This is a genomic window from Buchnera aphidicola (Aphis glycines) (assembly GCF_001280225.1).
GTDB classification, from domain to species: domain Bacteria; phylum Pseudomonadota; class Gammaproteobacteria; order Enterobacterales; family Enterobacteriaceae; genus Buchnera; species Buchnera aphidicola_E.
Genome location: NZ_CP009253.1, coordinates 404,063 through 420,116 on the forward strand (window position 1 = coordinate 404,063; position 16,054 = coordinate 420,116).

At 26.9% G+C, this 16,054-nt stretch carries 12 protein-coding genes, 1 tRNA gene and 3 pseudogenes; 3 read left to right on the forward strand and 13 right to left on the reverse strand.

All coding sequences use genetic code 11. The features are described from left to right. Position 1: 1 nt before the first annotated feature. The 13 genes and pseudogenes from pnp to greA form a co-directional block, all read right to left on the reverse strand. A complete protein-coding gene (gene pnp / locus IX46_RS01850; RefSeq protein WP_053940317.1) occupies positions 2–2,125 on the reverse strand; it encodes a polyribonucleotide nucleotidyltransferase in 2,124 nt (707 codons plus the stop codon). A gap of 273 nt (positions 2,126–2,398) precedes the next feature. Then, a complete protein-coding gene (gene rpsO / locus IX46_RS01855; protein WP_053940318.1) occupies positions 2,399–2,668 on the reverse strand; it encodes a 30S ribosomal protein S15 in 270 nt (89 codons plus the stop codon). 97 nt (positions 2,669–2,765) lie between these two features. Continuing rightward, complete coding sequence (truB, locus tag IX46_RS01860) at positions 2,766–3,686, reverse strand: tRNA pseudouridine(55) synthase TruB (protein WP_053940319.1); 921 nt, start codon at positions 3,684–3,686, stop codon at positions 2,766–2,768. A gap of 4 nt (positions 3,687–3,690) precedes the next feature. Continuing rightward, positions 3,691–4,071 (reverse strand): 30S ribosome-binding factor RbfA, encoded by a 381-nt coding sequence (rbfA, locus tag IX46_RS01865; protein WP_053940320.1) that lies wholly within the window; start codon positions 4,069–4,071, stop codon positions 3,691–3,693. A 59-nt stretch (positions 4,072–4,130) separates the two neighbouring features. Then, positions 4,131–6,191, reverse strand: a pseudogene (gene infB, locus IX46_RS01870) (translation initiation factor IF-2); the annotation flags it as partial. Between the two features lie 254 nt (positions 6,192–6,445). After that, positions 6,446–6,725: pseudogene (locus IX46_RS03260) on the reverse strand (IF-2-associated domain-containing protein); the annotation flags it as partial. A gap of 15 nt (positions 6,726–6,740) precedes the next feature. Further along, a complete protein-coding gene (gene nusA / locus IX46_RS01875; RefSeq protein ID WP_053940322.1) occupies positions 6,741–8,228 on the reverse strand; it encodes a transcription termination factor NusA in 1,488 nt (495 codons plus the stop codon). A 141-nt stretch (positions 8,229–8,369) separates the two neighbouring features. Then, positions 8,370–8,451 (reverse strand) — tRNA-Leu (locus tag IX46_RS01880). A gap of 56 nt (positions 8,452–8,507) precedes the next feature. Continuing rightward, positions 8,508–8,837: a preprotein translocase subunit SecG gene (gene secG, locus IX46_RS01885; protein ID WP_053940323.1), complete on the reverse strand. Its 330-nt coding sequence runs from the start codon at positions 8,835–8,837 to the stop codon at positions 8,508–8,510. A 127-nt stretch (positions 8,838–8,964) separates the two neighbouring features. Next, a pseudogene (glmM, locus tag IX46_RS01890) lies at positions 8,965–10,298 on the reverse strand (phosphoglucosamine mutase). 226 nt (positions 10,299–10,524) lie between these two features. Continuing rightward, a complete protein-coding gene (gene ftsH / locus IX46_RS01895; protein WP_053940324.1) occupies positions 10,525–12,351 on the reverse strand; it encodes an ATP-dependent zinc metalloprotease FtsH in 1,827 nt (608 codons plus the stop codon). 79 nt (positions 12,352–12,430) lie between these two features. Continuing rightward, complete coding sequence (locus tag IX46_RS01900; RefSeq protein ID WP_053940325.1) at positions 12,431–13,051, reverse strand: RlmE family RNA methyltransferase; 621 nt, start codon at positions 13,049–13,051, stop codon at positions 12,431–12,433. A 63-nt stretch (positions 13,052–13,114) separates the two neighbouring features. Further along, on the reverse strand, positions 13,115–13,594 hold the full coding sequence (gene greA / locus IX46_RS01905) for a transcription elongation factor GreA (protein ID WP_071880114.1): 480 nt from the start codon (positions 13,592–13,594) through the stop codon (positions 13,115–13,117). Between the two features lie 514 nt (positions 13,595–14,108). Between greA and IX46_RS01910 the strand changes: the two genes are divergently transcribed. The 3 genes from IX46_RS01910 to rplU all read left to right on the forward strand — a co-directional run bounded on the left by IX46_RS01910 (position 14,109) and on the right by rplU (position 16,053). After that, a complete protein-coding gene (locus IX46_RS01910; protein WP_053940326.1) occupies positions 14,109–14,357 on the forward strand; it encodes a BolA family protein in 249 nt (82 codons plus the stop codon). A gap of 37 nt (positions 14,358–14,394) precedes the next feature. Continuing rightward, the gene (gene murA, locus IX46_RS01915; RefSeq protein ID WP_053940327.1) at positions 14,395–15,648 is read left to right on the forward strand and encodes a UDP-N-acetylglucosamine 1-carboxyvinyltransferase; all 1,254 of its coding nucleotides are present in this window, start codon (positions 14,395–14,397) and stop codon (positions 15,646–15,648) included. An 84-nt stretch (positions 15,649–15,732) separates the two neighbouring features. Further along, a complete protein-coding gene (rplU, locus tag IX46_RS01920) occupies positions 15,733–16,053 on the forward strand; it encodes a 50S ribosomal protein L21 (RefSeq protein WP_053940328.1) in 321 nt (106 codons plus the stop codon). The last annotated feature ends 1 nt before the right edge of the window (position 16,054 follow it).

Here is a 16,054-nt window from a genome sequence, read left to right on the forward strand (position 1 = left end):
ATCAGATAAAAATATTATTTATAGATTTATTAGATATAATAGAATCTTTTACTTCTTTAATACTTAACCTTAAACGTCCTTGTCTATCAATTTCCAATACCTTTACAGGTATAATTTGATCTAATTTCAAATGATCCGACACTTTTTCTACTCTTTTATCAGAAATTTGAGAAATATGCACCAACCCTTCCTTTCCAAAACCTATTGCAATGAAAGCACCAAAATCAACAATACGAGTGACTTTTCCTGAATAAATACGACCAACTTCAATTTCAGCGGTAATTTCTTCAATTCTACGAATTGCATTTTTTGCTTTCTCTCCGATTGCGGCGGATATTTTTACTGTTCCATCATCTTCAATTTCAATTATAGTTCCTGTTTCTTCTGTTAACATTCTAATGACAGAACCCCCTTTTCCTATTACATCTTTAATTTTTTCAGGATTAATTTTAATTGTATGAATTCTTGGTGCAAATTCAGAAATTTCTTTTCTAGGCTGACCTAATGCTTGTTTCATAACATTTAAAATATGTAATCTAGCAGATTTAGCTTTACTTAAAGCAATATGCATAATCTCATTAGTTATACCTTCTATTTTTATATCCATTTGTAAAGCTGTAATACCTTCTTTAGTACCAGAAACTTTGAAATCCATATCTCCTAAATGATCTTCATCACCTAAAATATCTGAAAGTAATACATAATTGTCACCTTCTTTTACTAAGCCCATAGATATTCCAGCTACAGCAGATTTTATTGGAACTCCAGCATCCATTAAAGCTAATGACGCTCCACAAACAGAAGCCATAGAAGACGAACCATTTGATTCAGTTATTTCAGATACAACTCTAATCGTATATGGAAATGCATCAATTTTCGGCATTACCGCTAATAAACTTCTTTTAGCTAATCGACCATGTCCAATTTCTCTTCTTTTAGGCGATCCTACTATACCTATCTCTCCTACAGAATAAGGTGGAAAATTATAATGAAATAAAAAATTATCTGTTTTATCACCTAATAATTCATCTAAATTTTGCGCATCCCGAGATGTTCCTAAAGTAACAGAAACTAAGGATTGTGTTTCACCGCGAGTAAATAAAGCAGAACCATGTGTACGAGGTAAAACACCTGTCCTCACATCTAATGCTCGAATCATATCCTTTTCTCTTCCATCAATACGATATTCATTATTTAATATACGTTTTCTTACAATATTTTTTTCAATCTTTTGAAAAATTTCATCAATTTCACTTACATCTACATTTAAGTTTTCATTAAAAAGTGATTTTACTATATTATCTTTAAGAAAATTTAATTTTTCATGTCTTTCTTGTTTATTGAATATTAAATAAGCATTACTTATATCTTTTTCAACCAATGTTATAAGTTTAGACTCTAATGTAGTATTAATTTCAGGATAAGATATAATCCAAGGTAATTTTCTAGCTTCGTTCGATAAAGATCGAATATTATTAATAACAACTTGTTGTTGTTGATGACCAAAAATAATTGCTCCAAGTACTTTTTCTTCACTCAATATTTTTGATTCCGCTTCTACCATTAAAACAGCATTTTGAGTTCCTGATACAACTAGATCTAAAGAACTAGATTTCATGTCGTCAGTTGTAGGATTTAATATATACTGATTATCAATTAAACCTACTCTGGCGGCTCCAACTGGACCATAAAATGGAATCCCAGATAAACTGAGTGCTGCTGAAGCGCCAATAATAGAAATGATATCAGGATTGATTTGTGGGTTAACTGATACTACTGTGGCAATAATTTGGATTTCATTAAAAAATCCTTTTGGAAATAAAGGTCGAATTGGCCTATCAATTAACCGAGCAGTTAGTATTTCATTTTCACTAGGACGACCTTCTCTTCTAAAAAAACCTCCAGGTATCCTACCAACAGCATATGTTCTTTCTTGATAATTAACTGTAAGAGGGAAAAATTTTTGACCAGGATGCACTGTTTTATCTCCAACGACAGTAACAAAAACAGCAGTATCATCCATACTTGCCATAATAGCAGATGTTGCTTGTCGGGCCATTATCCCGGTTTCTAATGTAATTATATGTTGACCATATTGGAATTTTCGTACAATTGGACTCAGCAAAATAATATCCTTAATATAAAATTAATTTTTTTATTAATTATAAATTAATTTACTTGAAAAAAAGCATTAATATATTTTATAAAAATTATCTATAAATTATAAATTAAATATTTATTTTTAATAATAAATTTATTTTATTATATAGTTAATAAAATATTTTAATGAGATTGTAAAAAAAAGGGCCAATCCAAGCCCTTTATAAAAATTTTAAGTCTAATAAATTAATTAACAAAATTAAAATGTTTTCATAATATGATAATATAAGAAAATTTCTTACCGTCTTAAATTCAAATTTTCAATTAATACACTGTAATTAGACATATTTTTTTTCTTTAAATAATTTAATAATTTACGACGTTTAGAAACCATATTTAATAAGCCTCTTCGACTGGAATGATCTTTTTTGTGCTGAGAAAAATGTAATTGTAGATGATTAATTTGGTGTGTTAATAATGCAATTTGAACTTCTGTTTTCCCGCTATCTTTGTTATTTTTTCCGTATTTTAAAATATTTTCTTTTACGCTTACTGTATCAATAGACATGTTATACCTCATTTATTTTAAATTATGTTAAACTAATATTTTAGTAAAATTATTTCAAAATAATATCATGCTACTCTTCAGTTGAATAGAAAATAACTTAATTAGTAAATATCGAAATCAATCGATAAGGAATTAATTTCGCTTCAATATAAATTTGTCCTAATCCAATAAAAACTTTTTTTTCTTTTTCTAACACACGTACTAAACTATTTTTTATATTAGATGTAAAACTAATTTTTTGTCCTAATTTAAAATTATAAGATTCTTTTTTAGATAGATATACTTTTGGCAAAAAATTAACAGGAGTATCAATAGGCATTAATAAATTATCTAATTTTTTTATATTTTCTTGATGTAATAATTCTTTTAAATAGGGTATTGTAACTAATTGAGCACAGGAAAATGACCCGACTTCTGTTCGACGCAAAGAAATAACATGCGCTCCACAACCTAATTTTTCACCGAGATCATCAATAAGTGTCCTGATATATGTTCCTTTTGAACAATGTACGTTTAATTTAATTAAATTATTTTTTTTTTCAACAAGAATTAATTTGTATATTTTAACGTACCTTATATTACGTGCAATATTAAATCCTTTTCTTGCATATTTATATAATGGAACACCATTATACTTAATTGCTGAGTACATGGGAGGAATTTGATTAACTACACCAGTTAATTCTTTTAAAGCATTATATAATTCAAAATATGTAAATGAAATTATTCTTTTTTTCACAATGATTCCGTTAGAATCAAATGTAGATGTTTTTTCACCTAATTTAGCGACAACATTATATTTTTTATCAGAATCATTTAAATAACAAGCAAACTTTGTACTCTCTCCGAAGCAAACTGGTAATATTCCTGAAGCTAATGGATCTAAAGTACCGATATAACCTGCTTTTCTAGCATTAAAAATATTTTTTACTTGTTGCAAAGCATGATTAGATGATATTCCTATAGGTTTATCTATTAATAAAAAACCATTAATATTACGTTGTTTATCAAAAAACATTGAACTATTCCTTGTCAGATAAGATTTTTTTTTGTGTCAATTGATTTAATAATAAAGAAATTCTATTACCTTTTATAAAAGAATCATCATGATAAAAAACAATCTTTGGTATAATTCTTAATGTTAATTTTTTACATAATAATTTACGAATATAACCAGATGCTTTGTTTAATGAAGTTAATAATTTCTTTATACTTAATTTATTATCTATTTCTAAGCAACTAAAAAATACTTGAGCATATGACAAATCTGTAGATACAACAACTTCAGATATCGTGATAATAGTTTTAAAACGCGGGTCTCTAAGAAAATACTGTATAATAATCGAAATTGTTTTTTGTAATTCTTGAGATATTTTAGAAGATCGACTAAATGATTTTTCCATGTTTTTATTACCAATATTTATATATATATAAAAATATAAATTTATTTTTAAATATTAATTTACAAAGTTCTTTTCACCTCTTTCAATTCAAATACTTCTATATGATCCATAATTTTTATATCATTAAAATTTTTTACTCCAATTCCACATTCCATACCATTTCGAACTTCATTAACATCTTCTTTAAAACGACGCAAAGACTCTAAATCGCCTTCATAAATCACTATGTTATTTCTAAGTATACGAATTGGATTATTTTTTTTAATAATACCATCAATTACCATACATCCTGCAATCAATCCAAATTTAGGTGATTTAAATATGTTTCGTACTTCTGCTAAACCAATTATATTTTGTTTATATTCAGGGGATAGTAATCCTGTCATAGCAGATTGCACTTCATTGATCAAATCATAAATAACAGAATAATAACGTAGATCTAAATGTTCCATTTCAATGATTTTTTTTGCAGAAACATCCGCTCTAACATTAAATCCTAAAATAATAGCGTTTGATGCTAATGCTAGTGCAGCATCTGTTTCTGTAATGCCTCCGATACCTGATCCTATGATATTAATTTTTACTTCATTAGTAGATAACTTTAATAAAGCTCCAGAAATAGCTTCTAAAGAACCTTGAATATCAGATTTAATAATAACTTTTAATTCTGAGAAACAAGATTTTTTAATATTATCAAACATATTATCAAGGCTTAATCTATTCTGCTTTGCTAATTTTAATTCACGAGATTTATTTTGACGATAATATGCGACTTCTTTAGCTTTTTTTTCATCACGAACTACAGTTACTTGATCACCAGCAAAAGGGACTTTGGACAAGCCTAAAACTTCTACAGGAATAGAAGGTCCTGCGTTTTTTAATATTGTTCCATTTTCATTACGCAATGATTTAATACGACCGTATTCTAAACCACATAATATTACATCTCCTTTTTTTAAATTTCCTTTTTGAACTAATACAGTTGCTATTGGTCCTCGTCCTTTATCAAGAAAAGATTCTATTACAATACCTTCTGCCATACCAGTGGATATTGCTTTTAATTCTAACATTTCTGATTGTAATAAAATTGTATTCAATAACATATCTATACCTTGTCCAGTTTTTGCAGATATAGAAACAAATATATTTTCACCGCCCCATTCTTCTGAAACAATATTGTATTTCGTTAAATCATTTTTAATTTGATTAATATCAGAATCTATTTTGTCTATTTTATTCACTGCAACAATAATTGGTACATTAGCTTCTTTTGCATGCTGAATAGCTTCAATAGTTTGTGGTTTTACTCCATCATCAGCAGCAACTACTAATATAACAATATCGGTTAATTTGACTCCACGAGCACGCATTCCAGTAAAAGCTGAATGACCTGGTGTATCTAAAAAAGTAATTGATCCTAATTTTGTTTTAACATGATAAGCACCAATATTTTGCGTGATACCACCTGCTTCATTAAATGCTATTTTAGTAGATCGAATACAATCTAACAACGATGTTTTACCATGATCTACATGACCCATTATAGTAACTACTGGCGATCTTATAATAGATTTAGAATTTCCTAAATCACGATCTTGCATAATCAATTCTTCTAATTTATTTTCTTTATGTAAAATAACTTTGTGACCCATTTCTTCTGCAATTAACTGTGCGGTGTCTTGATCAAGTGTTTGATTGATCGTTCCTATAATACCCATATTCATCATATTTTTAATTACTTCAGAGCTTTTTACTGCCATTTTATTAGCTAACTCAAAAACTGTAATAGTGCTATTAATGATCACATCTCTATTAATAAAAGATTTAGGCTTTTTAAACACTTGTTGTAATAAAATAGACTTATTTTTTTGTTTAAAATTTTTTTTATTTTTATGAATTCGATGATCTTCTTTTTTACTGTTTATATTAGTATTTTGTTTGTTATTTTTCTTTGGACGATAATTTTTTAAATTTCGATTATAATTTTTTTTATTTTTCTCAACTTCATTATTATTTTCATCATTTTCTATATTACGAGAATTAAAGAATGTAGTTAAATGGTAATCTTTTTTTTCGTCATAAAATTTTTTATGTATTACATTTTCTCTTATTATTTTTTTTGAACTTGATGAATTTTTATTCAAATCGAAGTTTTTTTTTGAAACTTTATTTTTTTCATTTTTTTGAAGATGATGAGCATGATTTAATAGGTTTACTTTATTTGAAACATTTTTATCAGATTTATTTTTTAATGCAAGATTGATATTTTTTTTAAAATTATATTCTTTTGCATTTTTTTTTGAAAAATTTTTCTCTTTATTTTGAAATAATTGTTTATCTTTTAACAAATTTTGCACATCTGATGCCATATTTGTTGTATATGTTCTTTGTTTTCTAACTTCTACTTGAACAGATTTATTTTTCCCTCCTGCTAAAGGCACATTTAAAGTACTACGAGTTTTTCTTTGTAAAATAAAAGTATTGTTAGAAATGTTTTCTTTTCTTTTTAAATATTTTAACAAAAAATTTTTCTCTGAAATATTAATAAAATCATTTTCGTTTTTAACAATTCCAATTTCAGAAAAATTTTTTATTAACTCTTTTATTGATATTCCAATTTCATTAGATAATACTTTTAAACTCATATCAATCATACTATTTTCCTATTATTAGACTTTATTATCAAACCAACAAATATTACGAGCAGTCATAATTAACATACCAGCTTTTTCAGCATTCAAATTTTCAATATCAATTAAATCATCTACTCCTTGATCAGCTAGTTGTTCTAAAGTAAATATATTCTTTTCAGCTAATTTTAAAGCTAAGATTTCATTCATACCCTCTATATTCAAAAGTTGTTTTTCTGTTTGTTTTTTATGAATCATGGTTTTTTGATCTAATTTAATTAGATTTAATCCATTTTGTGCGCATTCTCGAACTAACTTTACTTCTTCTTCAGTCAAGTCATTAATTAATGATAGTTCATCGATTGGTACATAAGCTAATTCTTCAAGAGAAGAAAAACCTTCTTTAACTAAAATTTTAATAATTCTTTCAGAAACATTTAAATATTTTTTAAAAATATTAAATGCAGCAGATGCCTCTTCTTTATGCTTAATGCGCAAATCTTCTGTCGTCATTACATTAAGTTCCCACCCACTAATTTGAGAAGCTAAACGAACATTTTGACCATTTCTACCAATAGCTTGAGCTAAATTACTAGAATCTACAGCAATATCCATTGTGTGACGATCTTCATCCACTATAATAGATGTCACATCTGCAGGAGCCATTGCGTTAATAACAAATTGAGCTGGATTATCATTCCATAGAATAATATCAATACGTTCTCCGCACAATTCACTAGATACTGCTTGCACTCGAGCACCTCTCATACCTACACATGCACCTACTGGGTCAATGCGTTTATCATTAGTTTTTACTGCAATTTTAGCACGAGACCCAGGATCACGTGCAGCTGCTTTAATTTCAATAATTTCTTCACCAATTTCAGGTACTTCTATGCGAAACAATTCTATAAGCATTTCAGTTTTTGAACGACTCACGAATAACTGAGTACCACGAGCTTCAGGATATACCCCATACAAAATACCACGAATACGATCTCCAGGGCGAAAATTTTCTCTAGGTAACATACCTTCTTTTAAAATAATAGCTTCAGCATTATTGCCTAAATCTAATATAAGATTATCTCTATTAATTTTTTTCACCACACCAATAACAATCTGTCCAATATATTGTCGAAATTGGTCAACTAACATAGCACGTTCTGCTTCACGTACTTTTTGAACGATCACTTGTTTAGCAGTTTGTGTTGTAATACGATCAAAATTAACCGAATCAATTTTATCTTCTATATAATCATTAAGCTTGACTTTATCGCCTTCAAAACAAGCTGCTGCTAAAGTAATTTCTTTTGTTGGGTGATTTACAATATCTACTACCATCCATCGTCTAAAAGTACTAAAATTTCCAGTTTTACGATTAATACTAACTCGTACATCAATTTCTTGTTCATGTTTTTTCTTTGTAGCTGTTGCTAATGCTACTTCTAAAGCTTCAAAAATTTTTTCACGTGGTAGTGATTTTTCATTAGATACAGCTTCTACAACAGCTAATATTTCTTTATTCATTTTAATAAGCCTCTGAATAAATATTTTTAAACACTCTAATAAAAAACCCCGAAAATTCGGGGTTTTAAGTAATACCACCCTATTTTAATATAAAATTTTATTAATATTTTATACGAAATATTTTGATATTTTTCAAATAAATACCGAGGACGGGACTTGAACCCATACGCCGTAAAGCACTATCTCCTCAAGATAGCGTGTCTACCAATTTCACCACCTCGGTTCATATATAATATTTATTATTATAGTTTAAAACATTTTAATACTTATAATTTAAAATCAATTAGGTATTTCAGTGTTTAATATGTTATCTTTTTTTAAAGTTAATCTTTCTTCATTTAAGGTTGTATCGTAATTTTCAAATAAATTGAAATTTATTTTTTTATCATTAATATTACACAAAATAAGACTGATGATTAAAAATAAACAGGCACATAATCCAATGATATTTGTTGTAAAACTATTACCTCGAAAACTATTGAATAGTTTGTTATTAGTAGATATATTTGAATGCGCAATATTACTTACATTTTTCCCCGGTTGTAACAAAATAAAAAAATTTAAACAAATAGAAATAAAGATCAAAAAAACTAAAAAAAATAAATACATAAAAAAATAGTTTTCCTTTGTATATAATTAAAATAATAGATAACTGCTATTTTATCAAAAAAAAATTTAATTAAAATTTATACATACTTGATAATGTTTTATAAAAAAACAATATTTTACATGGTAGTTAAATTAATTTGATTACATTTGTAATATTATGCGCGATTTTTTTTATCTTACTATAATCTTCATCTTCTAACATAATTCGAAGACAAGACTCAGTTCCAGATTTTCGCATAAAAATACGACCAGTATTTCTCAAAATATTTTTTGATTGCTCAAGAATAGATTGAAATTTTGTATTTTTTTGAAAATTTTTCTCTTTTTTCAAAGACAAATTCAACAATATTTGAGGAAATAATTTTACTTGATTAGATAAACAGTATAAAGATGTGTTATTTTCAATCATACTTGATAATACTTGTAGACTAGCGATAATTCCATCACCAGTAGAATGTTTATCTAATAAAATAACATGTCCTGATTGTTCAGCTCCAAGCATCCAATTTTTTTCTTTAATTTTTTTATATATATAACGATCTCCTATGTTTGTAGCGTAAAACGGTATTCCAATTTTTTTTAAACCTAAAATAATACCCATATTAGTCATTAAAGTACCTACCACGCCACCAATTAACTGATTATTTTTTGAATATTGTTTTGCAATAATATAAATAATTTGATCTCCATTTATTGTATTTCCTAAATGATCTACCATAATAACACGATCTCCATCACCATCAAATGCTAATCCAACATCAGCTTGATGCAAAACAACTAATTTTTTTAGCTGATTAATGTTAGTAGATCCTGATTTTTTATTTATATTGATGCCGTTTGGACAAACAGAAGAAGTTATAATATTTGCACCTAAATCTTTAAAAATTTGAGGCGCTATATTATAAGTCGACCCATTAGCACAATCCAATACAATAGTAAATTTAGATAAATTCATATATTTAGGAAAAGTATTTTTACAAAAATTAATATATTTTTTTGAAGCATTATAAATTTTTTTAGGCAATCCAAAATTTTTTACATAAGACTGATCATAAGCAAGATCATTTATTTTTTTTTCAATTAAAACTTCAATATTTCTAGTAATTTTAATTCCGTTTTTAAAAAATATTTTTATTCCATTATCATCAAAAGAATTATGAGAAGCTGAAACGATAATACCTGCTGAAACATTTAAAGATCTTGTTAAATATGCAATTGCAGAAGTAGGTATACAACCAGCTGATAAAGTAGAAATGCCTTTTGACAAAACACCAAATTCTAAAGAATACTGTAACATACATCCCGAAATACGTGTATCCCGTCCAATAAGAATTTTTTTTTATTTTTTCCTAAAATAGTTCCAATAATTTGCCCTAATTTTAACATAAAATTCGGGGTAATTGGGATTTCACCTACTTTTCCACGTATTCCATCTGTTTTAAAATATTTAAAATTTTTCATGTTTATTTATCTCTTTTAAAATATTTGTCAAATAAAAAATGATATTTTTTTAAAAACAAGATGAAGTTATAATAATGCATATTACTTCATCTTATTTCAATATTTATTAAAATATAAGATTAACTAATTAAATTATTACATATTAGATAATTTTTTATATGTTAAATATTTCATATAATAACATTATTTGAATTTAACTATCACGCTAATAATATATTTCAAATTTTTATTTATTTTCAGACCATTCTTTTGGTTTTCTAACCTCTCTTCTTGCCATTAAATCATCAATTTGAAAGGAGTCAATAGTTTCGTATTTTATTAAAGCATCTTTCATGGAATGTAAAATATCAATATTTTCATTTAAAATATTTTTAGCTCGATTGTAATTTACTTCTATTAATGATTTCACTTCTTCATCAATAATTCTAGCAGTTTCATCAGACATATGTTTTGCTTTTGCTACTGTACGACCCAAAAAAACTTCCCCTTCTTCTTCTGCATATAAAAGCGGACCTAATTTATCTGAAAAACCCCATTGTGTTACCATATTTCTTGCTAAATTTGTAGCTACTTTAATATCATTAAAAGCACCAGTAGACACTTTTTTAGAACCATAAATGATTTCTTCTGCTAAACGACCGCCATATAAAGTTGATATTTGACTTTCTAGTTTTTGTCTACTAACACTAAATGTATCTGATTCTGGTAAAAAAAAAGTTACACCTAGTGCTTGACCTCTAGGAATAATTGTAACTTTATGAGCCGGATCATGATCTGGAACTAATTTTCCAACGATCACATGACCAGCTTCATGATATGCAGTAGATTCTTTTTGAAAATCACTCATTATCATTGATTTACGTTCAGATCCCATCATAATTTTATCTTTTGCTTTTTCAAATTCAGCCATAGAAACAACGCGATTATTTAAACGTGCTGCAAATAATGCTGCTTCATTCACTAAATTAGCTAAATCCGCCCCTGAAAAACCTGGTGTTCCACGAGCAATAATTATTGGATCAACATCTTTAGATAAAGGCACTTTACGCATATGAATTTTTAAAATTTGCTCCCTTCCACGTATGTCTGGAAGCGCAACAATGACTTGACGATCAAATCGACCTGGACGTAATAAAGCCGGATCTAAAACATCAGGTCTATTAGTAGCAGCTATTAAAATTACACCTTCATTCCCATCAAAACCATCCATTTCTACTAACATTTGATTAAGAGTTTGCTCTCTCTCATCATGTCCTCCGCCTAAACCAGCTCCTCTTTGCCGACCTACCGCATCAATTTCATCAATAAATATGATACATGGAGCATTTTTTCTGGAATGTTCAAACATATCCCTAACTCTAGATGCTCCGACTCCAACAAACATTTCAACAAAATCTGAACCAGATATAGTAAAAAAAGGAACTTTTGCTTCTCCTGCAACTGCTTTTGCAAGCAATGTTTTTCCAGTTCCAGGTGGTCCGACCATAAGAATACCTTTAGGTATTTTTCCTCCTAATTTTTGAAATCGATTAGGTTCCTTTAAATATTCAACTAATTCACTTACTTCTTCTTTAGCTTCATCGCATCCTGCAACGTCATCAAAAGTAGTTTTAATTTCATCTTCTGATAGCATTCTAGCTTTACTTTTACCAAAAGACATCGCTCCTTTTCCACCTCCCATTTGCATTTGGCGCATAAAAAAAATCCACACACCAATAAGCAATAACATGGGAAACCAGGAAATAAATATGGAAAATAAAATACTTGGTTCTTCCGGAGCTTCTCCGATAACTTTAACATTTTTAGTTATCAGATGATCTAATAACTTAGGATCATTCATTGGAATATAAGTAGTGTATTTATTACTATCTTTCTTAGTAACACTAATTATACGTCCATTAATATACACTTCACGAATCTGATCTTGGTTAACTTCTGATAAAAAAGTAGAATAATCAATCCTGTGATTATTAGAATCGCTAGCATTAAAGTTTTGAAAAACAGACATTAAAATTACTGTAATTACTAACCAAAATATCAGGTTTTTAACCATGTCACTCAAAGGAAAGACCTCTCATTACATCTATTTAAAAACATCATAGATTTAAAATTTTATTAATAAAATAATATTTTTATTTAGCAGCTAGAATAAATATTTCTCGTGATCTTGGTCGAGAACTTTTTGGTTTACAAATTTTAATTCTTGAAAATAATATTTTAATTTCTTCACAAAATTCATTTAAACCTTCTCCTTGAAAAGATTTTACTAGAAAAACACCATGTTTTGATAATAAAAGTTTAGATATTTTAAGTGCTATTTTACATATTTCTATAATACGTGGCATATCAATAGACCAACAACCTGTAATATTAGGAGCCATATCAGACATAACTATATTAAAAGTATGGTTAGATATATTTTTTAACATAGAATTTAACGTATGTGGATTACGAAAATCTCCTTGAAAAAATTTTACTCCTTCTATTTTTTTCATAGGCAACATATCACATGCAATAACAGATCCTTTTGAACCAACTTTATTGGCTGCATATTGCGACCATCCTCCTGGAGCGGAACCTAAATCAATAATATGCATTCCAAGTTGAAATAATTTATTATCTTTATCTATTTCTTTTAATTTAAACCAAGATCTAGATCGAATTTTATTTTCCTTTGCTTTTTTAACATATAAATCTTGACAATGTTCTGATAGCCAACGCTTAGAACTATTTGATTTAGTATTAGTAATCATATTACTTAATTCTTTTATAACATTGATAATAAATTAAATTATTTTAGTTGAAAAAATAATGTTTCAAATATAATCTATTTTTAAAATTTTATATTGAACACTACCAGCGGGTGTTAATATAGTAGCAATCGTATTAACATGTTTGCCAATTAAACCTCTTGACATTGGAGAATTAATTGAAATTAAATTTTTTTTGAAATCCGATTCATCATCGCCAACAATTTGATATGTAAAAATTGCATTATTCTTTATATTTAAAATAGTTACTGTAGAGCCAAATACAACTCTTCCATCATTAGGTATTTTTGTAATATCTATAATTTGACAATTAGATAATTTTAATTCTATTTCTTTAATTCGTCCTTCACAAAAACTCTGCTCTTCACGGGCTGAATGATATTCAGCGTTCTCTTTTAAATCACCATGTTCTCTAGCTTTTGCTATTTCGATAATAATACGAGGGCGTTTTTTATTTTTTAATTGTTCAAGTTCTTGACGAAGTTTTTTAGCACCCCTAATAGTCATTGGAATTAAATTCACCATCTAACATACCTCATTTTTTTTCTTCAAGAATATAAAATATTCATTTCAATACAGTAAAAATTTTTATTTTATTTTCAAAATAAAACATATTTTGAAAAAGATTTAATTTTAATTAAATATTTTGAAAAAATTAAATTATTCATATATTTTAATAAAGAAAATTAGTAATATTAGTTTATCATTGATAAAATCTAATAAAGCAAAAAAAATTAAAGATTTTAATATTACTTATTAAATAGAAAATAATATTTAAATTATTTCCTATGAAATTATTATAGAGGCAAAATTCATAATTTTTTAAAAAATACATCTTTTCGATACAAATATTAACCGTCAAATAAATGTATCTATCTTAATGTAAAAAATACAATTTATCAAAAATTTCAATTATGTGAAGAAAAACTATTTATTAATTTATTATAAAGACGCTCATAATAAAATTTAAAATATATTTATACATGTATAATTTGAAAATTTTTATATCTCAAAAAAACTAAATTAAAGTATATTTAAAATGAACAATCAAAAAATAATATCTATATTAAATAATAAATTAAATTTAGAAAAAATATATGCTACCGGAGATAATAATCACATGGAGATCATCGCAATAGGAGAGATATTTAAAGGTATTAGCCAAGTGAAAAGACAACAAATGATTTACGCACCTTTAATTAATATGATCACAGAAAAAAAAATTCATGCATTATCTATCAGAACATATACAACAGAAGAATGGAAAAAAAATGAAAAAAGCTCTTAGTTAAATATTTTAAAAATTAATAGAGATTTGATAATGAATGAATAAATTATATATAGAAGGTAATAAAAAATTAAATGGTCATGTTGTAATTTCGGGTTCTAAAAATGCCGCTTTACCTATTTTATTTATGACAATATTAGCAACAGAGGAAATTGAAATACATAATATTCCACAAGTTACAGATATTAAAATAGCAATAAAACTACTAAAATATTTAGGAGCAAAAATAAAAAATAAAAACAAAATTTTATATATTGATACAAGTAGCATGAATATTTATAACCCACCATATCACCTAACAAAAAAAATCAGAGCGTCTATTTGGATGCTAAGCCCACTTGTAACACGTTTCGGAAAAGCTAAGATATTTTTTCCAGGAGGATGCGATATAGGTTGCAGACCCATTGACCTTCATTTAAAAGGATTGGTGTCGCTAGGAGTTAAAATTATAAAAAAAGATAATTATATCATTGCATTAGCTGACAGACCTCTTCAAGGAAAACATATTTATATAGAAAAAATTAGTGTTGGAGCAACTGTGACTATTATGAGCGCTGCAACATTAGCAAAAGGCTTGACAATCATAGAAAATGCTGCTCAAGAACCTGAAATTGTTGATGTTGCAAAATTTCTAAATACTTTAGGTGCTAATATTACTGGGGCAGGAAGCAATAAAATATATATCACAGGTGTTTCTAAGTTATATGGGGGATATCATAAAATTATACCAGATAGAATTGAAACAGGAACTTTTTTAATAGCTGCTGCGATTTCTAAAGGATTTATCATATGTAATAAAACTGAGCCAAAATATCTAACAAATGTATTAAAAAAACTATCTGAAAGTGGTGCAAATATAAAAGTTGGAAAAAATTGGATTAAATTAGATATGCAAAAAAAGATGCCGAAAGCAGTAAATATTTCAACATCTCCATATCCTGGTTTTCCAACTGATATGCAACCACAATTTACTTTATTAAATAGTATTGCTCAAGGAAAAAGTATTATTGTTGAAAATATATTTGAAAATCGTTTCGTTTATACCAATGAATTAATTCGCATGGGGGCTAAAATAAAGATTAAAAAAAATTATATTGTTTGTACAGGCACTTCAAAACTATCTTCTAACAATCTTTTTTGTCATGATTTAAGAGGTTCAGCTACATTAATTTTAGCAGGATGTATTGCAAATGGAATTACAGTAGTAAATAATATTCATCATTTTAAAAGAGGATATGAATCATTTATGAAAAAACTAAATAAATTAGGAGCAAATATTAAATATATATAATAATATTTTAATTACCTATTATATAAAAGAAATTATTAGTATTTCATTAATCAAAAACAAATAGAGAAATCATTGGAGTATTACATGTATGCAGTTTTTTTAAGTGGTGGAAAACAATATCGAGTTAAAAAAAATCAAGTAATTCATATAGAAAAATTAAATTGTTCAACTGGATCAATAGTTGAATTCGAAAAAATTTTAATGATTTCAAATAAAAATAAAACAGAAATAGGATATCCTTTTTTAAATGGAATCAAAGTGAAAGCGTTTGTCGAGCATCATGGAAGATCCAAAAAAATCAAAGTAATTAAGTTTAACCGTCGCAAACATTATAAAAAACAGCAAGGACATCGTCAACATTTTACTAGTGTAAAAATCATAGATATTAACCATGTAGAGAAATAAA

Excerpts from the sequence above, each read along its gene's own strand:
- rpsO (WP_053940318.1), bottom strand. The coding sequence starts at position 2,668 with ATGTCTATTGATACAGTAAGCGTAAAAGAAAATATTTTAAAATACGGA.
- truB (WP_053940319.1), bottom strand. The coding sequence starts at position 3,686 with ATGTTTTTTGATAAACAACGTAATATTAATGGTTTTTTATTAATAGAT.
- rbfA (WP_053940320.1), bottom strand. The coding sequence starts at position 4,071 with ATGGAAAAATCATTTAGTCGATCTTCTAAAATATCTCAAGAATTACAA.
- nusA (WP_053940322.1), bottom strand. The coding sequence starts at position 8,228 with ATGAATAAAGAAATATTAGCTGTTGTAGAAGCTGTATCTAATGAAAAA.
- secG (WP_053940323.1), bottom strand. The coding sequence starts at position 8,837 with ATGTATTTATTTTTTTTAGTTTTTTTGATCTTTATTTCTATTTGTTTA.
- ftsH (WP_053940324.1), bottom strand. The coding sequence starts at position 12,351 with ATGGTTAAAAACCTGATATTTTGGTTAGTAATTACAGTAATTTTAATG.
- IX46_RS01900 (WP_053940325.1), bottom strand. The coding sequence starts at position 13,051 with ATGATTACTAATACTAAATCAAATAGTTCTAAGCGTTGGCTATCAGAA.
- greA (WP_071880114.1), bottom strand. The coding sequence starts at position 13,594 with ATGGTGAATTTAATTCCAATGACTATTAGGGGTGCTAAAAAACTTCGT.
- IX46_RS01910 (WP_053940326.1), top strand. The coding sequence starts at position 14,109 with ATGAACAATCAAAAAATAATATCTATATTAAATAATAAATTAAATTTA.
- murA (WP_053940327.1), top strand. The coding sequence starts at position 14,395 with ATGAATAAATTATATATAGAAGGTAATAAAAAATTAAATGGTCATGTT.
- rplU (WP_053940328.1), top strand. The coding sequence starts at position 15,733 with ATGTATGCAGTTTTTTTAAGTGGTGGAAAACAATATCGAGTTAAAAAA.